Source organism: Kluyvera chengduensis, from assembly GCF_044197065.1.
Lineage (GTDB): Bacteria > Pseudomonadota > Gammaproteobacteria > Enterobacterales > Enterobacteriaceae > Kluyvera > Kluyvera ascorbata_C.
The window spans coordinates 389,364-414,998 of the sequence record NZ_JBIQOI010000002.1 but is presented as its reverse complement, the minus strand read 5'-3'; the positions used below and the strand labels follow the sequence as shown (position 1 = coordinate 414,998).

Below are 25,635 nucleotides of genomic sequence, written 5' to 3'. Positions count from 1 at the left end.
GTTATAAAGGAAATGGATAATGACCGTACAAGCCGCAGAGAACATCAATATCTTCTGGTTCTTACCCACCCACGGTGATGGGCGCTACCTGGGCACCACCGAAGGAGGGCGGCCGGTAGACCTGCCTTACCTGCAACAGGTGGCGCTGGCGGCAGACAGCCTTGGCTACTACGGGGTATTGATCCCCACCGGAAAAAGCTGTGAAGACTCCTGGCTTGTTGCCGCCGCGCTGGCACCGATAACGCGAAATTTGCGTTACCTGGTGGCGGTACGCCCCGGTTTGCAGCCTCCGACTCTGGCAGCACGAATGGCCGCCACCCTTGACCGACTTTCTGAAGGCCGCCTGCTGATAAATGTCGTGACCGGCGGCGACCCGGTTGAAAATAAAGGGGATGGCATTTTCTTAAGCCATAGCGAACGCTATGAAGTCACGCATGAGTTTCTTGAGGTTTATCGTCGGCTGCTGGCGGGCGAAAAAGTGGACTATCACGGCCAGCATATTCAGGTGGAAGGCGCAGAAGTGCTGTTTCCGACGGTACAGCGCAACGGGCCGCCGCTCTACTTTGGCGGATCGTCGGAGCAGGCCATTGATGTTGCCGCCGACCATATCGATGCCTACCTGACCTGGGGCGAGCCGCCAGCGCAGGTGGCGGAGAAACTGGCGGTGGTTAAAGCGCGGGCGGAAGAGAAAGGGCGCACGCTGGAGTACGGTATCCGTCTGCATGTGATTGTGCGCGAAACGGAAGACGAGGCCTGGGCCGCCGCCGATAAGCTTATCGCCCATCTTGATGACGACACTATCGCGCAGGCGCAGCAGATTTTTTCTCGCATGGATTCAACCGGCCAGGCGCGGATGAGCGCGCTGCATAACGGTAACCGCGACAACCTGCGTATTGCGCCGAACCTTTGGGCGGGCGTTGGGTTGGTGCGCGGAGGTGCCGGTACCGCGCTGGTGGGCAGCCCTCAACAGGTGGCCGAACGCATCAGGGAATATCAGGCGCTGGGGATAACCAACTTTATCTTCTCTGGCTACCCGCATCTGGAAGAGGCGCACCGCTTTGCCGAACTGGTGATGCCGCTGCTGCCAACCAGCACTCAGCCACGTTCGGCGAAAGGGCAGCTTAACACCGGGCCCTTCGGTGAAACCATCGGCGGCGCGGCGCGCCCCGTCAAACAGGTCAGCGCGAGCTGAAGGAGGCGGTGTCATGCAACCACGGATGAGCGAGCCCCATGTGGTGATCGTCGGGGGCGGGTTTAGCGGTACGGCAGTCGCCATCCATTTGCTGCGCGAGGCGGCGCGACCGGTAAACATCAGCATTATTGAACCACGCAACGCGCTGGGGCAGGGAGTCGCCTATTCAGCCAGTGACCCGGCGCATCGGATTAACGTTCCCGCCGCGCGCATGCAGCTTGCGGGAGATGATGATGGCACGTTTGACCGCTGGTATCGGCGTCATGGTGATTTTCCGCAGGACCCGCAGGCGCAGCTTGCCGATGGCAGCATCTACCCGCAGCGTGGGGCATTTAGCCGCTATCTTCAGGCCGCGCTGGCAAGTGAAGTCAGCGCACAGCGCGGGCGGGTGAGACATCTTCAGGACCGGGCGGTTGATTGGTGCAACGGGCAGGTGGTGACAGAAAAAGGTGAGCGGCTCCAGGCCGATAGTCTGGTACTGGCCATTAGCCACCCGCCGCCGCAGCTACCTAGTGGGGTAGGTGAACTGGCGCACCACCCGCGGGTGATAGCGAACCCGTGGCAGTCCGATGCATTAGCGACCATCCCCTCTACGGCAAAGGTCGCGGTTATGGGGACGGCGCTCAGCATGGGCGACGTGGTGGCTTCACTTCATCGCCAGGGGCATCAGGGGGACATTATCGCTTTCTCACGCCACGGGCTGCTGTCACGTCCCAATGCGCCAATCAATTTGCCGAAATGGACGATCGATGTTCTGGCAGGGCCGTTGCGCCAGCGTCTGAAGCAGATACGCCAGGATATTCGCCGCGCCGCTGATGCAGGGTTGCCGTGGCAGGTGGTGCTGGATGCGGTGCGCAGCCAGGGACAGGTTATCTGGCAGCAGATGAGTGACAAGGAAAAGCGTCAGTTCCAGCGCCATCTGCGGCGTTTCTGGGACGTGCATCGTTACCGTATTGCTCCACAGGTGGCGCAAGCGATTGAATCCCGGCAGCGTGCGGGCACATTGCGCGTGCTGGCCGCACGGCTGAAGAACACCCGCCTTCATGGCGACACGCTACATCTTGCGCTACTTGCGCGCGGTGGCGAACCACAGGTGGAAACGGTGGACTATCTGGTCCTCACCACTGGCCCTGCACACAGCAATCTGATTAGCGGCCAACCGTTTTTAAGCGCGCTCCAGCAGGCCGGAATTATCCGCGCCGATTCACTGGGGATGGGCATTGACGTTAACGCGCAGTCGCAGCCTGTCGGCAGCACATTACCGATTTGGGTTGCGGGCCCCGCCGCGCGCGGACGTTTTGGCGAACTGATGGGACTGCCGCAGGTTGCCGATCACGCGCAGCAGGTCGCACACGCCGTGCTGGAAAAACTGGACTGTCGTCAGCGCGTTTTATCGTAAACACACCAACACTATTTTTGACGCCGGGCTTTAGCCGGGCGTCGTGGGAGAATGCTATGTCATCACAACGTGAAATTCGTCTCAACGCTTTCGATATGAACTGCGTCGGCCACCAATCACCGGGGCTGTGGGCCCATCCGCGCGATCGTTCCTGGCAGTATAAAGACCTGGATTACTGGGTCGATCTGGCGCGCCTGCTTGAGCGCGGCAAGTTTGACGGCCTGTTTATTGCCGATGTGCTGGGCGTTTATGACGTGTACAACGGTAACGGTGATGCGGCCATTCGCCAGGCGGCTCAGGTGCCGGTTAACGACCCGCTGGCGCTGGTCACGCCAATGGCCCTGGTGACGGAGCATCTGGGTTTTGGTCTTACCGCATCGCTATCGTTTGAACATCCTTATCCCTTTGCCCGTCGTCTGTCGACGCTGGACCACCTGACCAAAGGGCGCGTGGGCTGGAACATTGTGACCTCCTATCTGGAAAGCGGGGCGCGCAATATCGGCCAGCAGGCGCAGACGGCGCATGACGCGCGTTACGACTACGCCGATGAGTACCTGGAGGTTATCTATAAACTGCTGGAAGGCAGTTGGGAAGAGGGGGCGATTCTGCGCGATCGTGAACGTAGAATTTTCAGTGACCCGAGTAAAATTCACGCCATTAACCACCACGGCAAGTTTTTTGATGTGCCGGGTTATCATCTGTGTGAACCGTCGCCGCAGCGCACGCCGGTGCTCTACCAGGCGGGGGCATCCAGCCGTGGTAAGCAATTTGCGGCAAGCCACGCCGAATGCGTGTTTGTCGCATCGCCGTCAAAAAGCGCGTTGAAAAAGACGGTTGCGGATATCCGCCGTCGCGCCGAAGAAGCGGGACGCGATCCGCGCAGCATTCTGATCTTCAACATGCAGACGGTTATCGTTGGCGAAACCGACAAAGCCGCACAGGCGAAGTGGCAAGAGTATAAAAACTGGACCAGCTACGAAGGCGCGCTGGCACTGATTTCTGGCTGGACGGGGATAGACTTCGGTCAGTATCAACCGGATGAAGTGTTCACCTATTCAAAAACCAACGCCATTCAATCGGTGGTGGATACCTTCTCAACCGCTGACCCGGAGCGGCAGTGGTCGGTAAAAGCGATGGCGGATTGGGTCGGCATTGGCGGCTTTGGCCCGTTGATGGTGGGCAGCGCACAAACGGTCGCGGATGAGCTGCAATCGTGGGTGGAAGAGACGGATGTGGACGGCTTTAACCTGGCCTACGCGGTCACGCACGAAACGTTCACCGATGTGGTCGAATTGCTGATCCCTGAACTGCAAAAACGCGGGGTGTATAAGCAAGAGTACAGCCAGGGCACGCTGCGCGAAAAGCTGTTCGGCGGCAGCCCCCGGTTGCAGACGCCGCATCCGGGAGCAGGTTACCGTATTCATGAACAAAGCGGGATTTTAACGCCGGCCTAACCGGAAACGGCGTGCCGCCTCGTCCGGGCTACGCGAAGCTTGTAGCCCGGCCAAGCGAAGCGCCGCCGGGATGGCTCGGTATCTCGTATCGACACCAGGTCACCCAGGTGGCCTAGTGTTTTATCCCGAGCGACTCAGCCAACTGTTTTGCCAACTGGTTGTTGTCATCCGCGCCATACTCCCAGAACATCGCGCCTGCCAGCCCTTTGCTCTTGATGTACTCGGCTTTGATGCTCACCGAACGTGGATTTTCATAGGAGAGCGCAAACAGCGGTTTCCCATCCGTTGACTGCACCGACAGCCACGGCACCTTCGCCTGGTCATCCCAGTGCTCGGTAAAGCGCTTCTGCGGATCGTTCAGCAGCTTGCTCACAATGTCGTTGTATTTCACGTAGGTATCTTTGCTCAAATCGAAACCAAGCGATTTAAACAACGCCACCTCGTGCGCGCTAAAGTAGGGCTGGGTCACCGGGTTTTTCTGCGCGTCCGGCTTGCTCCAGTCGATACCCGGCTCAACGGTGCGTTTTGGCACCCGGCCATAGAAACCAATACCCAGATTCATCTGGCTCGGCTTCAGTCCGGCCGCCAGATAGTTATTTACCACGAAATCAGCGCTATATTTATCCGCCGCGGCAACCGTCGGCCACTGGGTCGAATCATACAGGTTTGAGTTGAAATACTGGGTGCCGTACGCCATGTCGTAGGTCATCAGGTTGATGTAATCGAGCAGCGGTGCAATGGCTTTTACGTCGACCCAGCTTTTCGGGCTTTCCGCATTCGCGCCAACGGCAATCGTCACCAGCTTTTTATGACCAAACGCAGCACGTAGATCTTTAAGCAGGGTGGTGAAGTTATCGCGATCCGCCGGTTGGCTTGCCACCAGCCCCCACGCGCCGTTAACCGGGTATTCCCAGTCAAGGTCAATGCCGTCTAAGCCATATTTTGCCACCACATCCTGCACCGAGCGGACAAACACTGCACGGGATTCCGGCGTTGCCGCCGCGCCGGAGAAGCCGCGAGCACCCCAGCCGCCGACGGAGAGCAGGACTTTCAGGTCAGGGTTCTGTTTACGCAGTACGGGGATTTTTTCTAAGTCAGCCTGGACTTTCGGCGAGAGCCAGATTTGGTGCAGTTTGGTCGGGTCTTTTAACGCGTCGTTGGTTTCGTCTTTCTCGTCGTTGTAGATAAGGCCAAACGAGTAGTTCAGGTGGGTAATCTGACGCACATCGAGCTTATTGATATCGCCGCCGGGCCCGGCCGTCACGTCACCGCCACCGTTAAAGTAGCCGACGGACATCAAGGAATTTGCGGAAACAACCGAGGCGCAGAGCAGGGGTAATGCTGCCAGCAAAGGCAAAAGTTTCATAAACGGTCCTCTTTGACATTAAAAAAGCAAACACGCCACGGAAATGGCGTGGCGAAAAAACAACCGTTCGAACATATCACTGCTATTAAGTTAAATCTGAGAGATGGTTCACGAGGGGAAGAAAGGCGAAGTTGAAATGGTAGGCCGGATAAGCGAAGCGCCATCCGGCAATGTGCTAGGTGTCTGCTGGATGGCGCTTCGCTTATCCGGCCTACGTGTTAACCTTGAATTTCCAGCCAGTCATCCAGCGTATACAGCGTGGCCCCCTCGACGGTCATCTCCATAAAGGCGTTGGCGCTGTCCTGCGGCTGAATATTCACCCCACGACAACCATCGGTGATAACGTTAACCGCATAGCCCAGTTGCAAGGCATCCAGCACGGTGAACTTTACGCAGTAATCGGTCGCAAGCCCTAACACCACAAGCTCGTTGATACTGCGCTCGCGCAGCCACGCGTCCAGACCGGTTTTCTGCCGATGACCGTTGTCGAAAAAGGCGCTGTAGCTGTCGATATTAACGCTTTCACCTTTGTGGAACACGGCATCAATATTCTGGGCTGCAAGCAGAGGATGCAGCGCCGCACCGTCGCTGTGCTGCACGCAGTGATCCGGCCAGAAGGTTTGCGCAAGGCCGTCGAGCGTGCCCTGGCTGTAGGCGTCAACCCCGTGCTGGCTGGCAAAACTGCCGTGGTTAGCCGGGTGCCAATCCTGGCTTGCTACAACAGCATCGCCGCGAATTTTAGCGGCGCGAATCAGCACGTTTGCGACGTCGATAGTGCTGTCACCGTCGGCGACGGCCAGCGCCCCACCGGCACAGAAATCGTTCTGTAAATCCACTAATAACAGTGCGCGTTGCGTCATCTCGCTCTCCTTACTCGTCCGGGGTCAGTTCACCGCGCAGGTTTTGCTGCATGGCGCGGCGAATGGCGTCGGCATCCAGCCCCTGGCTTAGCAGATAATGTAATTTGGTCAGCGTGGCTTCCACCGTCATGTCAGAACCGCTAATCACGCCCGCCTGCGCCAGCGCGTTACCGGTGGCGTAGCCGCCCATATTAACCTTGCCGGACATACATTGAGTGAGGTTGACCACCACAATGCCGCGCTTGCTGGCTTCCGCCAGTTCATTGACGAAAACGCCGTTTTGCGGGGCGTTGCCCACACCGTAGGAACGCAAGATAAGCGCTTTTACCGGCTGAAGCAGGAAGTTACGTACCACATCGGCGGAGATACCCGGATAAATGGTCACTACGCCTATCGGCTGTGGCGTAATCGGGTGCACAATCAGCTCGCCTTCACCGTGCGGCGCAGGTGGAGTACCTAATTTGCGGATGTGAATCCCCGCTTCCAGCAGCGGCTGCAGGTTAGGTGAAGCGAAGGCATCAAAACCGTCGGCATGCGCTTTGGTGGTGCGGTTGCCGCGATAGAGGCGATTATTGAAGAACAGCGTTACTTCATTAATCGGGAAATTCGCGGCGACGTACAGCGAGTTCAGCAGATTAATCTGCCCGTCGGAGCGCAGTTCAGCGAGCGGGATCTGCGAGCCGGTAACGATAACCGGCTTGCCGAGGTTCTCCAGCATAAACGACAGCGCCGAGGCGGTGAATGCCATGGTGTCGGTACCGTGCAGGATAACAAAGCCGTCATACTTGTCGTAGTGCGTTTTAATATCGTCGGCAATGTGCTGCCAGTCTTCCGGCGTCATGTCGGAAGAGTCCATCAGCGGATCGTATTCGTGGATGGTAAAGTCCGGCATCTCGGGGCGATGGAACTCTGGCATCAGCGCTAGCTGGCGCTGCAGGTGACCGGAAACCGGAATGTAGCCGTGATCGGAGCGCTGCATCCCGATGGTCCCGCCGGTGTAGGCGACGTAAATGGATTTTTTTTGCATGGGGTCGTCTAATGATTAATCGAAAGAAAATCCCCTCCATGCGGAGGGGATTGTGATTAGCGAATATTGGCGCAGGTCAGGCAAAATGCATAGCGATTTTGCGGATCGTTAAACACCGCCAGTTTGTCGCTATCGGCTTTCACCGCATTTGCAGCAGAGGCAAGCGGTGCTGGCAGATAAGCCTGAATGGCCTGCGGCAGTGCGGCGTGCACCGAACCGGAGACGCTGTCCATGATCATATCGAAGAAGGTTGGCTCGCTCTGGTAGTAGTCGATATGCCAGGTTTTCACTTTCGCAAGCTCAGCGGCTTTTGCTACCGCATCGTCGAAGTCACCCAGACTATCGACCAGGCCGTTGGCTTTCGCATCTTCACCGGTCCAGACGTGGCCCTGTGCAATCTTATCAATGGCCTCCGGCGTGCTGTTACGCGCTTGCGCCACCAACGTGATAAAACGCTTGTAGCCGTTCTCAATGCTAAGCTGCATCATCTGCTGCACTTCCGGCGGCAGGGCTTTCGTTACCGCCATATCAGCCAGCGGCGAAGTTGCCACGCCATCGGTGTGGACGCCGATAGAATCCAGCGTGTTTTCAACGGTGTTGATGACCCCGAAGATACCAATCGACCCGGTCAGCGTGGTTGGGCTGGCAACGATGTAATTTGCTGGCGTAGAGATCCAGTAACCACCGGATGCCGCCATACCGCCCATTGAAACCACCACGGGTTTGCCTGCCGCTTTAGCGGCTGCCAGCTCTTCGCGGATCACTTCAGAGGCGCTGACGCTACCGCCTGGGCTATTCACGCGCAGGACGATGGCTTTTACTTTCGGGTCCAGACGCGCATCGCGAATCTGCGATGCTGTGGTATCACCGCCGACGTTACCTGGGGTTTCTTCACCGTCCATGATAGCGCCGTTCGCGAAGATGACCGCAATGCTGGCGCCGGTATCCGCCGGTGTTTTCACCGCGTAGTCATACATGCTGACCGCGCGATAGTTGTTATCGGCTTTGCTCCAGCCAAACGCTTTGGTCATCGCTTTTTCGATCTCAGCGCTTGAGCCCAACGCGTCGACCAGCTTGTTATCGAGCGCATATTTTGCCGTGTCGCCATCGACTTTACGCAGACCGTCGAGCAGACCCTGTGCGCCAGGGAAGACTTGCTGTGCGGTAATCTGGCGGTTAGCGGCGATGGTGTTCAGATAGTTCTGCCACAGCTCGCCAATCCAGCGGCTGTCCGCATCACGGGCGGCAGGGGACATATCGTCACGGATAAACGGCTCAACGGCGGATTTATAGGTGCCGACGCGGAACACGTGGGTCGAGACCTTGAGCTTATCCAGCAGCGACTTGTAGTACAGACCGTTGGTTGCGAAGCCATGAAGATCCACCACGCCCTGCGGCGATAGCCAGATCTTGTTGGCGAAGCTCGCGAGGTAGTATTGCCCCTGGCTGTAGCTATCGCCGACGGCGTAGACCGGCTTACCGCTGTCGCGGAACTCGCGCAGCGCCTTGCCGATATATTGCATCGACGGCTGATCGCCACCGGCAAAGTTTTTCAGATCCAGCACGATGCCGGTGATATTACGGTCATCTTTGGCCTGGCGAATGGTCTGCACGATATCGAACAGCGAGTTTTCCTGCAGGCGGTCAGAGCTGGCGCCGAAAACCTGGCGACCAATCACGCTGAGCTTGCTGCTGGCGGAAGGTTTATCCACCACCACGCCGCTGATATCCATCAGTAGTGCACCACGGCTGCTGCTCTCGCTTGTGCTACTGCTACTCACCTGCATCCAGATGCCGACGCCCACCAGCACCAGCAGAATAAAGAACAGGTTCAGCACCAGCTCACGTACGAAGTTGAGCAGCCGCCACGTCCATTTAAAGAATCCGGCAATAAAGCGCCATAGGGTTCGCATGTATTCTCCCTGCAAGAAATAAAAGGTTCACCGAAACGGTGAAACGTGTGGCTATCCTAAATAGACCGTCGCCGCTTGTCAGCAGGAATCGCCTGTGGCGCTGTAACAAAATCCTCGCGCATGTTAATTTTATGAAAAATAACATGAGAGGGTTACTCAATGGACGCACTTGAATTACTCGTTAATCGCCGTAGCGCATCCCGCCTGGCAGAGCCCGCACCTACCGGGGAAGCGCTGGAAAATATCCTCCGTGCCGGTATGCGCGCACCGGATCACGGCACGCTGCAGCCGTGGCAGTTTGTAATTATTGAAGGCGAAGGCCGCGAGCGTTTTAGCCAACTGCTGGAGCAGGGCGCGGTGGCGGCGCAAAGCGATGAGAAGGCCGTTGAGAAAGCGCGTAATGCGCCATTCCGCGCGCCGATGATTATCACCGTGATTGCAAAATGCCAGGAACACCCGAAAGTTCCTCAATGGGAGCAAGAGATGTCCGCAGGCTGCGCGGTGATGGCGATGCAGATGGCGGCCGTCGCTCAGGGATTCAACGGTATCTGGCGCAGCGGTGCGCTGACCGAAAGCCCGGTCGTGCGTGAAGGGTTCCAGTGCGGCGAGCAGGACAAAATTGTCGGCTTCCTCTATCTGGGCACTCCACAGCTCAAAGCCTCCACCACCATTACCTTCCCGGATACGGCGCCGTTCGTCCGTTATCTCTAAAAAAACCGCGACGATTGTCTGGATTATAGGCAACTGCCCCCGAATTCAGACAGTCGTACTTATCACGGCTCTGTTCTGGCGTTAACATACATCCCCTATGCAAATGCCAGAGCAATGACAGGAGTTGTCCATGAGCGAGCAGGCCATTCGTTTAACGCAGTACAGCCACGGAGCGGGTTGCGGTTGTAAAATTTCACCGAAGGTGCTGGAAACCATCCTGCACAGCGAGCAGACGAAGTTTATCGACCCGAACCTGCTTGTCGGTAACGAAACTCGCGACGATGCCGCCGTTTATGACCTGGGTAACGGTACCTCGGTCATCAGCACCACCGATTTCTTTATGCCGATTGTCGATAACCCGTTCGACTTTGGCCGCATTGCGGCGACCAACGCCATCAGCGATATCTTCGCCATGGGCGGTAAGCCGATTATGGCGATTGCGATCCTCGGCTGGCCTATTAACAAATTGGCACCGGAAATTGCCCGTGAAGTAACCGAAGGCGGGCGCTTTGCCTGTAAACAGGCCGGTATTGCGCTGGCCGGTGGTCACTCCATTGACGCGCCGGAACCTATTTTCGGCCTCGCGGTCACCGGGATCGTCCCGACCGAACGCGTGAAGAAGAACAGCACCGCGCAGGCGGGCTGCAAGCTGTTCCTGACTAAACCGCTGGGGATTGGCGTGCTGACCACCGCCGAGAAAAAATCGCTGCTGAAGCCAGAACATCAAGGGCTGGCGACGGAAGTGATGTGCCAGATGAACCTGGTCGGCTCCGCGTTTGCCAACATCGAAGGCGTCAAAGCGATGACCGACGTAACCGGTTTTGGCCTGCTCGGCCACCTGAGCGAAATGTGCCAGGGCGCGGGCGTACAGGCACAGATTGATTTCGAGGCGGTGCCTAAGCTGCCGGGCGTAGAAGAATACATCGAGCTTGGCGCCGTGCCGGGCGGGACCGAGCGTAACTTTGCCAGCTACGGTCACCTGATGGGCACCATGACCGCCTCTCAGCGCGCGCTGCTCTGCGACCCGCAAACCTCCGGTGGGCTGCTGCTGGCGGTGACGCCAGACGCAGAAGACGCGGTGCAGGCGGCTGCCGCAGAATTTGGTATCAAACTGACCGCCATCGGCGAACTGGTGACCGCGCGCGGTGGCCGTCCGATGATCGAGCTGCGCTGAACCCATGCGGCTGTTCATAGCGGAAAAACCGAGTCTGGCCCGTGCCATCGCTGACGTATTGCCGAAGCCCCATCGAAAGGGCGACGGCTTTATCGAGTGCGGCAACGGTCAGGTTGTGACCTGGTGTATCGGCCACCTTCTGGAACAGGCTCAGCCGGATGTTTACGACAGCCGCTATGCGCGCTGGAATCTGCAGGATTTACCGATTGTGCCGGAAAAATGGCAGCTTCAGCCCCGGCCATCGGTGACTAAACAGCTCAACGTGATTAAGCGCTTTCTGCATGAAGCCAGCGAAGTCATCCACGCGGGTGACCCCGATAGAGAGGGGCAGCTGCTGGTGGATGAGGTGCTGGACTATTTGCAGTTGTCGGCGGAAAAGCGCCACCAGGTGCAGCGCTGCTTAATCAACGATCTTAACCCACAGGCGGTGGAGCGGGCGATTTCGCGTCTGCGCGCCAACAGCGAGTTTATCCCACTGTGCGTGTCGGCGCTGGCCCGCGCCCGCGCCGACTGGCTGTACGGCATCAATATGACCCGTGCTTACACCATTCTTGGGCGTAATGCGGGTTATCAGGGCGTGCTCTCCGTGGGGCGAGTGCAGACCCCGGTGCTGGGGCTGGTGGTGCGTCGCGATGAAGAGATTGAGCATTTTGTCTCGAAGGATTTCTTCGAAGTCAAAGCGCATATTGTCACGCCGAAAGATGAACGCTTTACGGCCATCTGGCAGCCGAGCGAGGCCTGCGAGCCGCATCAGGATGAAGAGGGTCGTTTGCTGAACCGCGCGCTGGCTGAGCACGTGGTGACGCGCATTAGCGGCCAGCCTGCGCTGGTCACCGCCTACAACGATAAGCGCGATTCTGAACCGGCTCCGCTGCCGTTTTCACTGTCGGCATTGCAGATTGAAGCGGCCAAACGCTTTGGCCTGAGCGCGCAGAACGTGCTGGATATCTGCCAGAAGCTGTACGAAACCCATAAGCTCATCACCTATCCGCGTTCCGATAGCCGCTATCTGCCGGAAGAGCATTTTGCTGGACGACACTCGGTGATTAACGCCATTGGCGTACACGCGCCGGACCTGCTGCCGCAGCCGGTGGTGAACACCGATACCCGCAATCGCTGCTGGGACGACAAAAAGGTTGATGCTCACCACGCGATTATTCCTACCGCGCGTGCGAGCAAGGTCAATCTCAGCGAGAACGAAGCGAAGGTTTATAACCTCGTCGCCCGTCAGTATCTGATGCAATTTTGCCCGGATGCGGTGTACCGCAAATGTCAGATTGACCTCGATATTGCTAACGGTAAGTTCGTAGCAAAGGCGCGCTTCCTGGCGGAAGCCGGCTGGCGGACGCTGCTGGGGGCCAAAGAGCGCGATGAAGAGAACGACGGCACGCCGCTGCCGGTGGTGGCTAAAGCGGATGAACTGCTGTGCGAAAACGGCGAAGTAGTGGAGCGACAAACTCAGCCGCCGCGCCATTTCACCGACGCCACGCTGCTGTCGGCGATGACCGGGATTGCCCGTTTCGTACAAGATAAAGATCTGAAAAAGATCCTGCGCGCTACCGACGGTTTAGGCACCGAAGCGACGCGTGCAGGGATTATCGAGCTGCTGTTTAAGCGCGGCTTCCTGACCAAGAAAGGGCGTTATATTCACTCGACTGACGCCGGGAAAGCGCTGTTCCACTCGCTGCCGGAGATGGCGACGCGCCCGGACATGACGGCGCACTGGGAGTCGACGCTGACGCAAATCAGCGAGAAACAGTGCCGCTATCAGGACTTTATGCAGCCGTTGGTGGGGACGTTGTTCCAGCTTATCGATCAGGCACGCAGCACGCCGGTGAGGCAGTTCCGCGGCTTGGTTGCGCCGGGCGGCGCGAAGAAGTCGTTCAGTAAAAGCAAAGGGAAGAGCAAGAAGCCAGCGGCGAGCCCTGAATAAGATACGTAGCCCGGCCGAGCGAAGCGACGCCGGGAAGCACCAAACGCCGGACACAAAAAAAGCGCTATCACTAGCGCTTTTTTTTACACCACCGAAAGTCAGGATTTTGACTCTTCTGCTTCCGGTAGCGTGACGTTGAGTTCCAGAATCGAAATATCCCCGTCTTTTTGCTCTAACTGCACCGTGACCATTTCTGGGTCAATCTGCACGTACCTGCAAATCACTTCCAGAATATCCTTCCTTAACTGCGGCAGATAGTGCGGTTCTGCGTCACTGCGGCGGCGTTCCGCGACAATGATTTGCAGGCGTTCTTTAGCAATGTTGGCGGTATTCTTTTTCCGTGAGAGAAAAAAGTCGAGTAATGCCATGATTTATCCTCCGAACAGGCGTTTGAGGAAACCTTTCTTCTCTTCTTCAATGAAGCGGAAAGGACGTTCTTCTCCCAACAGACGATCGACAGTGTCGGCGTAGGCTTTACCTGCGTCAGACACGGTATCCAGAATAACCGGTTCGCCCTGGTTAGAAGCGCGAAGGACGGATTGATCTTCCGGAATGACACCGACCAGTTTGATGCGCAGGATTTCCAGCACATCTTCCATGCTCAGCATATCGCCTTTGTTAACGCGGCCAGGGTTATAGCGCGTCAGCAGCAGGTGTTCTTTAATTGGATCTTCACCATTCTCGGCGCGGCGGGATTTCGACGCCAGAATGCCCAGAATACGGTCGGAGTCACGAACGGACGACACTTCTGGGTTAGTGGTGATGATCGCTTCATCAGCGAAGTAGAGCGCCATCAGCGCGCCGGTTTCGATACCGGCAGGGGAGTCGCAGACCACAAAGTCGAACTCCATCTTCTTCAGCTCGTCGAGTACTTTCTCGACGCCTTCGCGGGTCAGCGCATCTTTATCACGGGTCTGAGAAGCAGGAAGGATATAAAGATTTTCGGTGCGCTTATCTTTGATTAATGCCTGATTCAGCGTGGCATCGCCCTGGATAACGTTCACGAAATCATAAACTACACGACGTTCGCAGCCCATGATTAGGTCAAGGTTACGCAGACCGATATCAAAATCGATAACGACCGTTTTCTTTCCCTTCTGCGCCAAACCAGTTGCGATGGCCGCGCTGGAGGTGGTCTTACCCACGCCCCCTTTACCTGAAGTCACAACAATAATGCGTGCCATAGAAATTCCTTGTTAAAAAGGGATTAATTTAACGGTTGAATAGTCAAAGCGCTGTTGTCTAAACGCAGACGCGCCGCTTTGCCATAAAATTCGGCTGGGATCTGATCGCTCAGCCAATATTCCCCGGCAATGGAGACCAGCTCCGCCGCCAGGTGGGTACAAAATACTTGTGCTTCCCGGTCCCCGCCGGCACCGGCCAGAACGCGTCCACGCATCATGCCGTAAACGTGAATATTGCCGTCGGCAATCAACTCAGCGCCCGCGCTGACGTGGCTTGTCACAATCAGATCACAGTTTGGTGCATAAATGCGCTGACCGGAACGTACTGGCGTATCAATCATTCGCGTTTTTGTGATCGGACTAACAATTGGTTCGGGTTCTACCGGTTTGGGCTGCTCTACGGGGGCCGAGCGGACAACTTTTTCTTTGCCTTCAGTCAGTAATGGAAGACCTGACTGGTCGATAGCCGCTTTAAATTGAGGGTTTTTACAACCACTCACGCCTACAATCCGTAAGCCCACGGACATAATGGCCTGCTGAATAGCACGCCACTGGGTGAATTCTTCAAGGTTACCGACATTAACCACAACAGGGGCATGACGGAAAAAGGCCGGAGCCTGGGCGACTTTGTCTTCCAACGCCTGACGAATAACCTCGGGCTTTGCATCATGCAAATGAACCACAGATAGGGTGAAGCTACTGCCTTTAAGTTCGATTGGCGTGTTTGACATCCTGGCCTTACTCAATTTGCTATTTATCGCCGCACGTTGCGCGACGATATTCCGAAGACTATCAGTCATGTTATAGTCACTAATATATTCAAGCAAGTCACGATCGGTCTAATTCGAAGTAAAAGTCGCATTTTCAGAACAAGTGTGCTCAATGGCGTCGTTAGCATTTGGTGCACATATCGTCGTGCGACTTCTTTAGGGCGTTTTTCACCTTGAGTGAAGCGCTTGGAATGGGGGGCTTGGGGTTTAATTTAGGTGGCCTTCGGCCTGAACCCGATGTTCCAATAGTTCTTTTTTCTTAGATATCAGCTTGTTTTGAGACTGTTTATCTAAGGTCATCATTTCGTTAGTAACGTATGTTACTTCTCAATGGACCAGCCTCTCTCACAAAAGGCCGGTCTGAAACCGCGGAGTGATGCTGGATGATAGCTATCTGTGGTAAAGCTGCTCGACGTGATTATCCGCGTTATTTTGAGTGACAAATATCGTATCAATGAACCACGACGGAGTATACTTCAGGCGAAATGCCAGGTATTTTTGACCATTTATTTCTGTTGTATTTTTAGGACATTTTGCTGCATGTCTTTTACCGAGGTAATCGGTGACATGAACAGATACTTTCGAGCACATATTTGATGTAGCATCATTTGTAAAGGGAACCGATACAATGATCACGGTGTCTAGCGTGTAGCGCTCATTGTACAGATAGACATCTGATGATTGAACAGAATCAGTAATTTTGGGGTTACTGAGGCGACTTAAGGGGTTCTCTGAAAGCACTGAGTAATCCATATCAGTGCCCGAGGTTGAAATATTTTTACTGTAGTATTTAGACATCGCAGGGATGTTTTGCCAAGTGTCGAACCTATATGTTTTTGATGGCAGATAATTAAAATAAAAATCGGGGATGACAGGGGAGTTTTCAGACTTAATGATATTTAATCTGATTTTATTTTGATTGTTAATTGATTTGTATGTGCTAATTGTTGGTGGGATGAAAAATATAAAAACAACAAATAACATTGTCTGGAAGTGTGTGATTTTTTTAATGGCTATATCTCTTTCGACGAAGAAAGCTAGACCGTAAATTAATGACATTAGGCAAAAAGTAAATGCTGCTGTTTTGGCTCGATCAGGATATCCAGGCGAAAAAACCATAATAGCCGAACAACCAAGAGACATAAGAAACAATAGTATGGAAATGGATAGTAAAGTCGGCTTTCTATTTTGGATATACTTATTATTCTTGACGGTAAAAACTGCATAGAGAACCAGAACTGTAGTGGTTATGTACAATAATTTTGATGCCTTCAGTGTATCTGGTATCTGTTTGGTAAAGTGAGCTTTGAATTTATCAAAAGTGGATAAGTTTCGCCATTCAGCAAAAGCAGAGTCCATTAAGCGGTGTTCATTACCCGGTGCAGCGAGCAAAACTATGGCACCAACAATGGTAATGGAAAGTAAAGCAACCAACTTAGTATCAATTTTCTTAGTCGAAAAATAGATAAATGAAATTGCAATAATAATGAGTCCAATTACAGCCAGGGAAGCATTTTCGTTACTGCATCCTGCAAATAGTGCAACTGGATAAGTAAATGTGGAGAATTTATTATTTAATATATAGTTAATGACTTGACTTGTCAGGAAAATATAAAAAATAGACGGCCATAGGTAGTTTGCGCTGCCTACGACCCATAAATTGGCTTGACCAAAACTAGGGTGAGAGGTGAAGAATATCATTGCAGCGATAGAATAAAAAAACATTCTATTTTTTTTATTGATGCAAGTATGCTGAACCATTAAAAATATCAAAAATGCTACAGCAGTTGTTTGAATTAATGATAGTAGCGCTTTATTATTGATTGCGAGTAGGCTTGGGCTAATGTAATCAGCAACTACTCGACCGCTCCAGGTCATATAATGCGATAAATGGGCTTCAAAATTGAAAGCCATTAAACTATACCCGTAATCGTCAGACTGCATAGGGTTAAGGTAGTTTAAAGTTAGCAGCGTGATAATGAATAAGGCTATCGATGCTGATGTCAAATATGATTGACGAAAACATTTTAACATTATAAATTCTCTGGGTGTATTAAGGACTATTTTTCAATAAGTTATGTATTGTACGCTATTGGCGAACCATTTTCTACGACTATGAATTGGTGTTTCACAACCAGAGTTAAAGCGTAGTTGGATGTATCTCTATGAAGTTATCGATACGTCATATTTCACTTTGCTAACTCTGTGTCGAGTCACAGCCAAGTCTGGGAATGCGTATACCTTGCAACAACTTTGCGTCTGTAAGCTAACGAAATGTACCTATCGAGGAAGTAACCTGATTTTAGTCCCGTATGTGGCTTGTCGTAGGGGTTTCATTGGTGTTAGCGTAGGCTCAATTTTGAGGATTTTAAGAGTATAAAGTATGTTTTGTGTGATTTATCGTAGTTCTAAACGTGATCAAACCTATTTGTATGTCGAAAAAAAAGACGATTTCTCTCGCGTGCCGCCAGAACTGATGCAGGGCTTCGGCCAGCCTCAGTTAGCAATGCTGTTGCCGCTTGACGGACGTAAGAAGACAGTCAATGCCGATCTGGAAAAAGTAAAACAGGCGCTTAAAGAGCAGGGCTATTATTTACAGATCCCGCCACCGCCTGAAAATCTGTTAAAGCAGCATTTGGCTGAGTCGAAAAATAAGGGCGAGTAACCGCTCTGCTTCCGGCCAAAATGCGTCCACGATGAACAACGAGTAAGGGAAAAGCATGTATCAGCATCATAACTGGCAGGGTGCTCTGCTGGATTACCCGGTAAGCAAAGTTGTCTGTGTTGGCAGTAATTATGCTAAGCATATCCAGGAAATGGGCAGCGCAACGCCGGAAGAACCCGTTCTTTTTATTAAGCCAGAAACGGCGCTGTGCGATCTGCGCCAGCCGCTGATCCTGCCCCAGGGCCTTGGCTCTGTGCATCATGAAGTCGAACTGGCGGTATTGATTGGCGGCACGCTGCGCCAGGCGACCGAAGACCACGTACTGCAGGCGATTGCTGGCTACGGCGTGGCGCTGGATCTCACCCTGCGCGACCTGCAGGGGAAAATGAAGAAGGCCGGTCAGCCGTGGGAAAAAGCCAAAGGTTTTGATAACTCCTGCCCAATTTCTGGCTTTATTCCCGCTTCCGCCTTTGAGGGCGACCCGCAGAATATTTCGCTGGGCCTGACCATCAATGGCGAAGTCCGCCAGCAGGGCAGTACGTCCGATATGATCCACAAGATAGTGCCGCTGATTGCCTATATGAGCCGCTTCTTTACCCTGAAACCGGGTGATGTTGTGCTGACCGGTACGCCGGAAGGCGTTGGCCCACTGCATGCAGGCGATGAGCTTGAGGTGCAGCTTAACGGTCTGTCTCTGACGACCCGCGTACTGTAAGCCCTCCTTGCCGCCCCATTCGGGCGGCAAAACTTGCATCCCTGTGCCAGACTGGTTATAAGAAGCACCCTGATTTTTGATGTGGACATCCTGATGAGCGAATTACCTTTCTGGCAGAGCAAAACCCTTGATGAAATGACAGATGCGGAGTGGGAGTCGCTGTGCGATGGCTGTGGGCAGTGCTGCCTGCATAAACTGATGGATGAAGACACCGACGAAATCTATTTCACTAACGTCGCCTGCCGTCAGCTCAATATCAAAACCTGTCAGTGCCGCAACTACGAACGTCGTTTCGAGTACGAGCCGGACTGCATCAAGCTGACCCGAGACAACCTGCCTACATTCGAATGGCTGCCGCATACCTGTGCCTACCGCCTGCTGGCGGAAGGGGAACCTTTACCGCAGTGGCACCCGCTGATGACCGGTTCAAAAGCCGCAATGCACGGTGAGCGTATTTCCGTTCGTCATATTGCGGTGAAAGAATCGGAAGTCCGAGATTGGCAGGATCATATTTTAAATAAACCGGATTGGGCTGAATAAACCGCCATTTGCGAAGCCATTCACTTTTTTTATATCCGCAGCTGAAAATCACTACGTAATTCTTATACCGGGTCGATAGAGAATAAAATAATCTCGGTATAAGGACGCTCATGCGTAATCCAATAAAACTCTTAATGCTGGCGTTAGCCATCAATCTCGGCGGCTGGGGCCTGGTGCTTGCGGCAGGGTATGGGATATGGTCGTTTGTCAGATAGGAAACAAACTTGCCAGTAGCCTGCGAGAGGCCACTGGCAAGGTGGTGATTAGCGGCCGAACAGGTCGCGTCTTTTCGGTTTGAACGGTTGGGCGATCAGCACCAGCAGCGCCACAATCAGGTAGGCGGCAAAAATACCGACCAGCCATTGCGGCATCTCCAGCGATAAAAATTCCCACTGACGAACAGAGCAGTCACCGGATGCCACGAATACCTGCGGCAGCCACTTATCGAGCGGCAGCCAGCTTGGGAATCGTGCCATAAAATCGCAGGTCATAAACGGCGAGGGGTGAAGCTGAATCATAGTGTGCTCCCACGCCAGCTGCAGGCCTCTGAAAGCGCTGTACAGCCAGATGAGCAGGGCCACATAGCGTAACGGGCTTTTCGGTGCGATAGCACCAACCAACCCCGCGCCCATAACCCCAAACAGCGCACAGCGCTCGTAAATACAGAGTACGCACGGTTTTAATAACATCACGTGCTGGAACCATAATGCCACTAACTCAAGCGCAAAAGCGGTTAACGCCAGTAATAACCAGGCACTGCGGCCACGTGAGCTCTGGTTTAAATATCGCAACATATACATTTCCCTGGAACGTGCTTTGAAAGCGCAGTGTAAACGAAAACGATAGCTGTGCCATCCGGCTATACGTAATTATTCATAAATAGCGAATCAATGCCCGAAAAAAAGTTGTCGGGCGGTAATCACTGAACGTTATTAAGATGTTACTTAGGCAAAACTAACAGCCCATTATTCATCATCCAGTCTATCGATGGCTGCAGCGTAAACTCGACGCACAGCAGGCCGACAATCGTCAACACGAGAGTATAGGGCAGCGCCATCCACACCATGCGCCCGTAAGAGAGGCGAATGAGCGGCGCTAGCGCCGAGGTGAGCAGGAACAAGAAGGCTGCCTGACCGTTTGGCGTTGCAACAGACGGCAGGTTGGTGCCGGTGTTGATGGCCACCGCCAGCAGCTCGAACTGCGGCAGGCTGATTGCACCGTTATCCAGCGCGGCTTTTGCTTCGTTGATATAAACGGTACCGACAAACACATTATCGGAGATGGATGACAGAACGCCGTTAAAGACGTAGAACAGCGAGCGCTGGGCATGCGGAGAAGCCTGGAGCACAAAGTCGATAATTGGCGCAAAGAGGTGTTGGTCGATAATGACCGCGACGACGGCGAAGAAGACCGTCAGCAACGCGGTAAAGGGCAGCGCTTCGGTAAAGGCTTTACCAATAGCGTGTTCGTCGGTAATGCCGGTAAACGAGGTGGCGAAGATAATAACCGACAGGCCAATCAGCCCCACTTCAGCCAGGTGCAGCGCCAGCGCCAGCACCAGCCAGACGCCGATGATGCCCTGAACAATCAGCCGCATTTTCTCCTGTGGCGTCCGCTGCTGACGACTGCGTTCATCAAAATCGTACAGGATTTTACGCACCGGGTCGGGCAGTTCGGCGCCGTAGCCGAAGGCTTTGCACTTCTCCAGCAGCCAGCAGGTCAGCAGCCCGCAGATAAACACCGGCACGGTGACCGGCGACATGCGCAGGAAAAACTCGCCGAAGTGCCAGCCAGCCACTTTGGCAATAATCAGGTTCTGTGGCTCGCCAACCATCGTCATCACGCCGCCAAGCGCCGTACCGACGCCCGCATGCATCATCAAACTACGTAAGAAGGCGCGGAACTGCTCAAGCACGATGCGGTTATGCTTGTCGATATGGCTGTCGTCGAGCAGGTCGTCATCATCGGGGCGCGATGATGCCACCCGATGGTAGATGCTATAAAAACCAACGGCGACGCTGATAATCACTGCCACTACCGTCAGCGCATCAAGAAACGCCGACAGAAATGCGGCTGCCAGACAGAACGCCAGCGACAGCAGGCGCTTGCTGCGAATGGAGAGCAACAGCCGGGTGAAGATAAACAGCAGCAACTGCTTCATAAAATAGATGCCGGCGACCATAAAGATCAGCAACAGCAGCACTTCGAGGTTGGCCGCTATCTCATCGCGCACGTGGTTAGCGGAGGTCATGCCGATAAACACCGATTCGATAGCCAGCAGCCCGCCGGGAATAAGCGGGTAGCACTTCAGCGCCATCGCGAGCGTGAAGATAAACTCCACGACCAGCAGCCATCCGGCGACAAATGGATTAATTAAAAACACCAGCGGGTTGATGATTAAGAAAATAATCAGCAGCAGCTTGTACCAGTCCGGTGACTGACCAAGAAAGTTACGCCACAGCGCGCGACCGTAAGAGATTTCCATGACAACCGTTTCCCTTCTGAAAAGATGTCATTTTTTACCACTAAATCAGTGGTACTGCCAGAATTCAGCCCGTGTGGGGATTTTCTCATACAAAAAAGAAATGTGAAAAATGAAACGGCGATCCCTTTTTAATTCATTTGTCCTGCTACCTGCACTATGTTGCCTCTGGTATGATGAGTCTAATTGCAACGCTGTGTAATGGAATTCTTACTATGGTCATTAAGGCGCAAAGCCCGGCGGGTTTCGCGGAAGAGTATATTGTTGAAAGTATCTGGAATAACCGTTTTCCTCCAGGGTCTATTCTTCCCGCTGAACGTGAACTCTCTGAATTAATTGGTGTGACTCGCACCACCTTACGTGAAGTGTTGCAGCGTCTGGCTCGTGATGGATGGTTAACCATTCAGCACGGTAAGCCGACGAAAGTGAATAACTTCTGGGAGACGTCCGGTCTGAATATTCTGGAAACGCTGGCGCGTCTCGATCACGATAGCGTACCGCAGCTGATTGATAATCTGCTGTCCGTGCGCACCAATATCGCGACCATCTACATTCGTACCGCTTTCCGTCAACATCCAGAAAAAGCGCTGGAAGTGTTGGCGGCAACCCGCGAAGTGGAAGATTACGCCGATGCGTTTGCTGAACTCGATTACGGGGTGTTCCGTGGTCTGGCGTTCGCTTCCGGCAACCCTATTTATGGGTTGATTCTGAACGGGATGAAGGGGCTGTACACGCGTCTGGGGCGTCACTATTTCTCTAGCCCTGAAGCACGTAGTCTGGCGCTGGGTTTCTACCACGAACTGGCGAAGCTGTGTGAAGAAGGCGCGCACGATAAGGTGTATGAGACGGTGCGTCGCTATGGTCATGACAGCGGTGAGATCTGGCATCGGATGCAGAAGACGTTGCCGGGGGATTTGGCGATTCATAGCCGCTAATCTCTGCGTTGTTTTCGTTCCCTGAAGGCCGGATAAGCGAAGCGCCATCCGGCACTCTGTAGCACATTGCCGGATGGCGCTTCGCTTATCCGGCCTACAACAGAGACGGTAAGCCACCCCGGAGTCGGCGTTCTGCACCTCGTCCGGGCTACGATAGAGGTTACAGCGTATTCGGCCGCGGTGGGCAACGCTCCAGCAACTCCACGCTACCATCCGCATTCTGCTGCTCCAGATGCACATCAAACCCCCACAGACGATGCACATGCTTAAGCACCTCGCGACGCCCCTTATCCAGCGGCGCGCGGTTATGCGGCACATAGCGCAGCGTCAGCGAACGGTCGCCGCGCAGATCCACGTTCCACACCTGAATATTCGGCTCCAGATTGCTGAGGTTATACTGGGACGAAAGCTGCGAACGAATCTCCCGATACCCCTCCTCATTATGGATAGCCGAAATCTCCAGATAGTTATTACGATCGTCATCCAGCACCGTGAACAGACGGAAATCGCGCATGATCTTCGGTGACAGGAACTGGCTGATAAAGCTCTCGTCTTTAAAATCACGCATCGCGAAGTGCAGGGTAGTGAGCCAGTCAGAGCCCGCGATATCCGGGAACCAGTACTTATCTTCCTCGGTCGGGTTCTGGCAGATGCGCTTAATATCCTGGAACATGGCAAAGCCCAGCGCATACGGGTTAATACCGCTGTACCATGGGCTGTTGTACGGCGGCTGGTACACCACGTTAGTATGGCTGTGCAGGAACTCGAGCATAAAGCGCTCAGTCACTTTTCCTTCATCGTACAGATGGTTAAGGATGGTGTAGTGCCAGAAGGTCGCCCAGCCTTCGTTCATCACCTGGGTCTGCTTCTGCGGATAAAAATACTGGCTGACCTTGCGCACGATGCGCAGGATCTCACGCTGCCACGGCTCCAGCAGCGGGGCGTTTTTCTCCATAAAATAGAGCAGGTTTTCCTGCGGCTCAGACGGATAGCGGTGGGCCGACTCGATGGCTTTCTCTTCATCACGCTTCGGCAGGGTGCGCCACAGCATATTCACCTGGCTTTGCAGATACTCTTCACGGCTCTTCTGCCGCGCTTTCTCTTCCTGCATGGAGATTTTGGATGGCCGTTTGTAGCGGTCCACCCCGTAGTTCATCAGCGCATGACAAGAGTCCAGCAGGCGCTCCACCTCGTCCACGCCATAGCGTTCTTCGCAGTCGGCAATGTATTTGCGGGCGAACAGCAGATAATCGACGATGGAGCTGGCATCGGTCCAGCTACGGAACAGATAGTTGTTTTTAAAGAAGGAGTTGTGGCCATAGCAGGCGTGCGCCATCACCAGCGCCTGCATGGTCACGGTGTTCTCTTCCATCAGATAGGCGATACACGGGTTGGAGTTGATGACGATTTCGTAGGCCAGCCCCTGCTGCCCGTGCTTATAGCCACGCTCGGTCTCAATAAATTTTTTGCCAAACGACCAGTGGGTATAGTTAATCGGCATCCCGACGCTGGAATACGCGTCCATCATCTGCTCGGAGGTGATGACTTCAATCTGATGTGGATAGGTGTCCAGCCGGTACAGCTTCGCCACCCGGTCGATTTCCGCCAGGTAGGTTTCGAGCAGCGGAAACGTCCAATCGGGTCCATCGCTCAGACGAGTGGTGTCCTTATTCATCGAGTCAATCGTAGCCATTAGCGCGCCCTCATTGTTGGCGACTCTCTCTGTCTGGAGAGCCTCTCTTCAAGAATAGAACACCGCAGAAATTCTGTAACAAGCGCCATTTCTTTTCTTCATGATTTATTCATTTTGATAGCGACTATTTTTCAATTTTGCAGAATTTTATGCTGACAAAAAATAGAGGGTAGCAGGAGATATCAAATTCTCCGCTAGCCCGTGTGATGGGCACTCTGTGAGGTAAGTCACCATAAAAAAAGCATATGTTGAATAATATTTTCACCTGGGTTATCAATTTGTAATTAGAAGATTGTTCTTTTACTTGTTCTGGAGTGGCTATGCACATTGTCATACTGGGAAGTGGCGTGGTTGGCGTAACCAGCGCCTGGTATTTAAGTCAGGCGGGGCATCAGGTTACGGTCATTGACAGGGAAGCCGGTCCTGCGCTGGAAACCAGCGCAGCCAACGCGGGGCAAATTTCGCCAGGGTATGCGGCTCCCTGGGCGGCACCCGGCGTGCCGCTGAAGGCGATTAAGTGGATGTTCCAGCGCCATGCGCCGCTGGCGATCCGTCTGGACGGCACCGGTTTTCAACTGAAGTGGATGTGGCAGATGCTACGCAACTGCGACACCCGCCACTATATGGAAAATAAAGGTCGGATGGTGCGGCTTGCCGAGTACAGCCGTGACTGCCTGAAGACGCTGCGTGAAACTACCGGTATCGCTTACGAAGGGCGACAGGGCGGCACGCTGCAGCTATTCCGTACCGAACAACAGTATGAAAACGCCACCCGCGATATCGCGGTGCTGGAAGAGGCGGGCGTTCCGTATCAGCTGCTGGAGGCCTCGCGCCTGGCGGAAGTCGAACCGGCGCTGGCGGACGTGGCCCACAAGCTGACCGGCGGCCTGCGTCTGCCAAACGATGAAACCGGCGACTGCCAGCTTTTCACCCAGCGTCTGGCAAAAATGGCCGAACAGGCGGGCGTGCAGTTCCGCTTTAATACGCCGGTCGACAGCCTGATTCAGGAAGGGGATCGCATCGTCGGCGTGAAGTGTGGCGATGAAATGGTGAAAGCCGATGCCTACGTGATGGCCTTTGGCTCTTACTCAACCGCCATGCTGAAAGGGCTGGTGGATATTCCGGTTTACCCGCTGAAAGGCTACTCGCTGACCATTCCGATTGTTGAAGAGCGCGGTGCGCCGGTCTCGACCATCCTCGACGAAACCTACAAAATCGCTATTACCCGTTTTGATAACCGCATCCGCGTCGGCGGTATGGCGGAGATCGTCGGCTTTAACACCGAACTGCTGCAACCGCGTCGTGAAACGCTGGAGATGGTGGTGGGCGATCTCTTCCCGCGCGGCGGCAAAATTGAAGAGGCCACTTTCTGGACCGGGCTGCGCCCGATGACCCCAGACGGCACGCCAGTGGTGGGAAAAACCGCGTTCAAAAACCTGTGGCTCAATACCGGGCACGGTACGCTGGGCTGGACCATGTCCTGCGGTTCCGGTCAGCTGCTGAGTGATTTAATGTCTGGCCGAATGCCGTCTATCCCCTATGATGATCTTAGCGTTGCACGCTATTCGCCGGGCTTTACGCCGGCACATCCTCAGCATTTGCATGGCGCACACCAATAAGGA

General features: G+C 54.2%; 22 protein-coding genes. 11 read left to right on the top strand and 11 right to left on the bottom strand.

Translation table 11 applies throughout. The features are described 5' to 3' along the window. Positions 1-19: 19 nt before the first annotated feature. Genes ssuD through ACH1XZ_RS07610 form a run of 3 tightly spaced genes read left to right on the top strand, consistent with a single transcriptional unit; the run spans position 20 to position 4,045 of the window. A complete protein-coding gene (gene ssuD / locus ACH1XZ_RS07620; protein WP_395595049.1) occupies positions 20-1,192 on the top strand; it encodes an FMNH2-dependent alkanesulfonate monooxygenase in 1,173 nt (390 codons plus the stop codon). Positions 1,193-1,205: 13 nt separating this feature from the next. Beyond that, positions 1,206-2,591 carry an FAD/NAD(P)-binding protein gene (locus tag ACH1XZ_RS07615; protein ID WP_395595048.1) on the top strand — a complete coding sequence of 462 codons (1,386 nt, stop codon included), beginning with the start codon at positions 1,206-1,208 and terminating at the stop codon, positions 2,589-2,591. A 56-nt stretch (positions 2,592-2,647) separates the two neighbouring features. Next, complete coding sequence (locus ACH1XZ_RS07610; RefSeq protein ID WP_395595047.1) at positions 2,648-4,045, top strand: LLM class flavin-dependent oxidoreductase; 1,398 nt, start codon at positions 2,648-2,650, stop codon at positions 4,043-4,045. Positions 4,046-4,157: 112 nt separating this feature from the next. Here ACH1XZ_RS07610 and chiD read toward each other — a convergent pair whose 3' ends face one another. The 4 genes from chiD to sppA form a co-directional block, all read right to left on the bottom strand. After that, positions 4,158-5,411, bottom strand: a complete 1,254-nt coding sequence (chiD, locus tag ACH1XZ_RS07605; protein WP_395595046.1) for a chitinase ChiD — start codon at positions 5,409-5,411, stop codon at positions 4,158-4,160. 218 nt (positions 5,412-5,629) lie between these two features. Beyond that, the gene (pncA, locus tag ACH1XZ_RS07600; RefSeq protein WP_395595045.1) at positions 5,630-6,271 is read right to left on the bottom strand and encodes a bifunctional nicotinamidase/pyrazinamidase; all 642 of its coding nucleotides are present in this window, start codon (positions 6,269-6,271) and stop codon (positions 5,630-5,632) included. A 10-nt stretch (positions 6,272-6,281) separates the two neighbouring features. Next, a complete protein-coding gene (gene ansA, locus ACH1XZ_RS07595; protein WP_395595044.1) occupies positions 6,282-7,298 on the bottom strand; it encodes an asparaginase in 1,017 nt (338 codons plus the stop codon). A gap of 56 nt (positions 7,299-7,354) precedes the next feature. Continuing rightward, positions 7,355-9,211, bottom strand: coding sequence for a signal peptide peptidase SppA (gene sppA / locus ACH1XZ_RS07590; protein ID WP_395595043.1), 1,857 nt, complete (start codon positions 9,209-9,211; stop codon positions 7,355-7,357). A gap of 159 nt (positions 9,212-9,370) precedes the next feature. Here sppA and ACH1XZ_RS07585 point away from each other — a divergent pair, with 159 nt between their 5' ends. The 3 genes from ACH1XZ_RS07585 to ACH1XZ_RS07575 all read left to right on the top strand — a co-directional run bounded on the left by ACH1XZ_RS07585 (position 9,371) and on the right by ACH1XZ_RS07575 (position 13,029). Next, complete coding sequence (locus tag ACH1XZ_RS07585; protein WP_395595042.1) at positions 9,371-9,922, top strand: NAD(P)H nitroreductase; 552 nt, start codon at positions 9,371-9,373, stop codon at positions 9,920-9,922. A gap of 130 nt (positions 9,923-10,052) precedes the next feature. Next, positions 10,053-11,096: a selenide, water dikinase SelD gene (gene selD, locus ACH1XZ_RS07580; protein WP_395595041.1), complete on the top strand. Its 1,044-nt coding sequence runs from the start codon at positions 10,053-10,055 to the stop codon at positions 11,094-11,096. 4 nt (positions 11,097-11,100) lie between these two features. Next, on the top strand, positions 11,101-13,029 hold the full coding sequence (locus tag ACH1XZ_RS07575; protein WP_395595040.1) for a DNA topoisomerase III: 1,929 nt from the start codon (positions 11,101-11,103) through the stop codon (positions 13,027-13,029). 98 nt (positions 13,030-13,127) lie between these two features. On the opposite strand, the gene minE is transcribed toward ACH1XZ_RS07575, so the two are convergent. From minE to ACH1XZ_RS07555, 4 genes are all read right to left on the bottom strand, one after another. After that, entirely contained in the window at positions 13,128-13,397 is a 270-nt protein-coding gene (minE, locus tag ACH1XZ_RS07570; protein WP_035894584.1) for a cell division topological specificity factor MinE, read from the bottom strand. A 3-nt stretch (positions 13,398-13,400) separates the two neighbouring features. Then, entirely contained in the window at positions 13,401-14,213 is an 813-nt protein-coding gene (minD, locus tag ACH1XZ_RS07565) for a septum site-determining protein MinD (protein ID WP_395595039.1), read from the bottom strand. Positions 14,214-14,236: 23 nt separating this feature from the next. Continuing rightward, positions 14,237-14,944 (bottom strand): septum site-determining protein MinC, encoded by a 708-nt coding sequence (minC, locus tag ACH1XZ_RS07560; RefSeq protein WP_395595569.1) that lies wholly within the window; start codon positions 14,942-14,944, stop codon positions 14,237-14,239. Between the two features lie 429 nt (positions 14,945-15,373). Beyond that, positions 15,374-17,017: a DUF6056 family protein gene (locus ACH1XZ_RS07555; RefSeq protein ID WP_395595038.1), complete on the bottom strand. Its 1,644-nt coding sequence runs from the start codon at positions 17,015-17,017 to the stop codon at positions 15,374-15,376. A 349-nt stretch (positions 17,018-17,366) separates the two neighbouring features. Here ACH1XZ_RS07555 and ACH1XZ_RS07550 point away from each other — a divergent pair, with 349 nt between their 5' ends. From ACH1XZ_RS07550 to ACH1XZ_RS07540, 3 genes are all read left to right on the top strand, one after another. After that, entirely contained in the window at positions 17,367-17,648 is a 282-nt protein-coding gene (locus tag ACH1XZ_RS07550) for a YcgL domain-containing protein (RefSeq protein WP_035894581.1), read from the top strand. A 55-nt stretch (positions 17,649-17,703) separates the two neighbouring features. Next, entirely contained in the window at positions 17,704-18,363 is a 660-nt protein-coding gene (locus ACH1XZ_RS07545) for a fumarylacetoacetate hydrolase family protein (RefSeq protein WP_395595037.1), read from the top strand. Positions 18,364-18,456: 93 nt separating this feature from the next. After that, positions 18,457-18,903 (top strand): YcgN family cysteine cluster protein, encoded by a 447-nt coding sequence (locus tag ACH1XZ_RS07540; RefSeq protein ID WP_395595036.1) that lies wholly within the window; start codon positions 18,457-18,459, stop codon positions 18,901-18,903. Between the two features lie 263 nt (positions 18,904-19,166). Here ACH1XZ_RS07540 and dsbB read toward each other — a convergent pair whose 3' ends face one another. Further along, positions 19,167-19,697, bottom strand: coding sequence for a disulfide bond formation protein DsbB (gene dsbB / locus ACH1XZ_RS07535; protein ID WP_248537243.1), 531 nt, complete (start codon positions 19,695-19,697; stop codon positions 19,167-19,169). Positions 19,698-19,843: 146 nt separating this feature from the next. Next, positions 19,844-21,388 (bottom strand): Na(+)/H(+) antiporter NhaB, encoded by a 1,545-nt coding sequence (gene nhaB / locus ACH1XZ_RS07530; RefSeq protein WP_395595035.1) that lies wholly within the window; start codon positions 21,386-21,388, stop codon positions 19,844-19,846. Positions 21,389-21,600: 212 nt separating this feature from the next. On the opposite strand from nhaB, the gene fadR reads away from it, so the two are divergent. Continuing rightward, positions 21,601-22,320, top strand: coding sequence for a fatty acid metabolism transcriptional regulator FadR (gene fadR / locus ACH1XZ_RS07525; protein ID WP_395595034.1), 720 nt, complete (start codon positions 21,601-21,603; stop codon positions 22,318-22,320). A gap of 160 nt (positions 22,321-22,480) precedes the next feature. Here fadR and ACH1XZ_RS07520 read toward each other — a convergent pair whose 3' ends face one another. Then, entirely contained in the window at positions 22,481-24,013 is a 1,533-nt protein-coding gene (locus ACH1XZ_RS07520; protein WP_395595033.1) for a SpoVR family protein, read from the bottom strand. Positions 24,014-24,333: 320 nt separating this feature from the next. On the opposite strand from ACH1XZ_RS07520, the gene ACH1XZ_RS07515 reads away from it, so the two are divergent. After that, positions 24,334-25,632: a D-amino acid dehydrogenase gene (locus ACH1XZ_RS07515; RefSeq protein ID WP_395595032.1), complete on the top strand. Its 1,299-nt coding sequence runs from the start codon at positions 24,334-24,336 to the stop codon at positions 25,630-25,632. Positions 25,633-25,635 lie beyond the last annotated feature (3 nt).

Excerpts from the sequence above, each read along its gene's own strand:
- ACH1XZ_RS07610 (WP_395595047.1), top strand. The coding sequence starts at position 2,648 with ATGTCATCACAACGTGAAATTCGTCTCAACGCTTTCGATATGAACTGC.
- ACH1XZ_RS07555 (WP_395595038.1), bottom strand. The coding sequence starts at position 17,017 with ATGTTAAAATGTTTTCGTCAATCATATTTGACATCAGCATCGATAGCC.
- ssuD (WP_395595049.1), top strand. The coding sequence starts at position 20 with ATGACCGTACAAGCCGCAGAGAACATCAATATCTTCTGGTTCTTACCC.
- ACH1XZ_RS07540 (WP_395595036.1), top strand. The coding sequence starts at position 18,457 with ATGAGCGAATTACCTTTCTGGCAGAGCAAAACCCTTGATGAAATGACA.
- minC (WP_395595569.1), bottom strand. The coding sequence starts at position 14,944 with ATGTCAAACACGCCAATCGAACTTAAAGGCAGTAGCTTCACCCTATCT.
- dsbB (WP_248537243.1), bottom strand. The coding sequence starts at position 19,697 with ATGTTGCGATATTTAAACCAGAGCTCACGTGGCCGCAGTGCCTGGTTA.
- ACH1XZ_RS07520 (WP_395595033.1), bottom strand. The coding sequence starts at position 24,013 with ATGGCTACGATTGACTCGATGAATAAGGACACCACTCGTCTGAGCGAT.
- pncA (WP_395595045.1), bottom strand. The coding sequence starts at position 6,271 with ATGACGCAACGCGCACTGTTATTAGTGGATTTACAGAACGATTTCTGT.
- minD (WP_395595039.1), bottom strand. The coding sequence starts at position 14,213 with ATGGCACGCATTATTGTTGTGACTTCAGGTAAAGGGGGCGTGGGTAAG.
- ansA (WP_395595044.1), bottom strand. The coding sequence starts at position 7,298 with ATGCAAAAAAAATCCATTTACGTCGCCTACACCGGCGGGACCATCGGG.
- chiD (WP_395595046.1), bottom strand. The coding sequence starts at position 5,411 with ATGAAACTTTTGCCTTTGCTGGCAGCATTACCCCTGCTCTGCGCCTCG.
- ACH1XZ_RS07575 (WP_395595040.1), top strand. The coding sequence starts at position 11,101 with ATGCGGCTGTTCATAGCGGAAAAACCGAGTCTGGCCCGTGCCATCGCT.
- nhaB (WP_395595035.1), bottom strand. The coding sequence starts at position 21,388 with ATGGAAATCTCTTACGGTCGCGCGCTGTGGCGTAACTTTCTTGGTCAG.
- ACH1XZ_RS07545 (WP_395595037.1), top strand. The coding sequence starts at position 17,704 with ATGTATCAGCATCATAACTGGCAGGGTGCTCTGCTGGATTACCCGGTA.
- sppA (WP_395595043.1), bottom strand. The coding sequence starts at position 9,211 with ATGCGAACCCTATGGCGCTTTATTGCCGGATTCTTTAAATGGACGTGG.
- minE (WP_035894584.1), bottom strand. The coding sequence starts at position 13,397 with ATGGCATTACTCGACTTTTTTCTCTCACGGAAAAAGAATACCGCCAAC.
- ACH1XZ_RS07550 (WP_035894581.1), top strand. The coding sequence starts at position 17,367 with ATGTTTTGTGTGATTTATCGTAGTTCTAAACGTGATCAAACCTATTTG.
- ACH1XZ_RS07515 (WP_395595032.1), top strand. The coding sequence starts at position 24,334 with ATGCACATTGTCATACTGGGAAGTGGCGTGGTTGGCGTAACCAGCGCC.
- ACH1XZ_RS07615 (WP_395595048.1), top strand. The coding sequence starts at position 1,206 with ATGCAACCACGGATGAGCGAGCCCCATGTGGTGATCGTCGGGGGCGGG.
- ACH1XZ_RS07585 (WP_395595042.1), top strand. The coding sequence starts at position 9,371 with ATGGACGCACTTGAATTACTCGTTAATCGCCGTAGCGCATCCCGCCTG.
- selD (WP_395595041.1), top strand. The coding sequence starts at position 10,053 with ATGAGCGAGCAGGCCATTCGTTTAACGCAGTACAGCCACGGAGCGGGT.
- fadR (WP_395595034.1), top strand. The coding sequence starts at position 21,601 with ATGGTCATTAAGGCGCAAAGCCCGGCGGGTTTCGCGGAAGAGTATATT.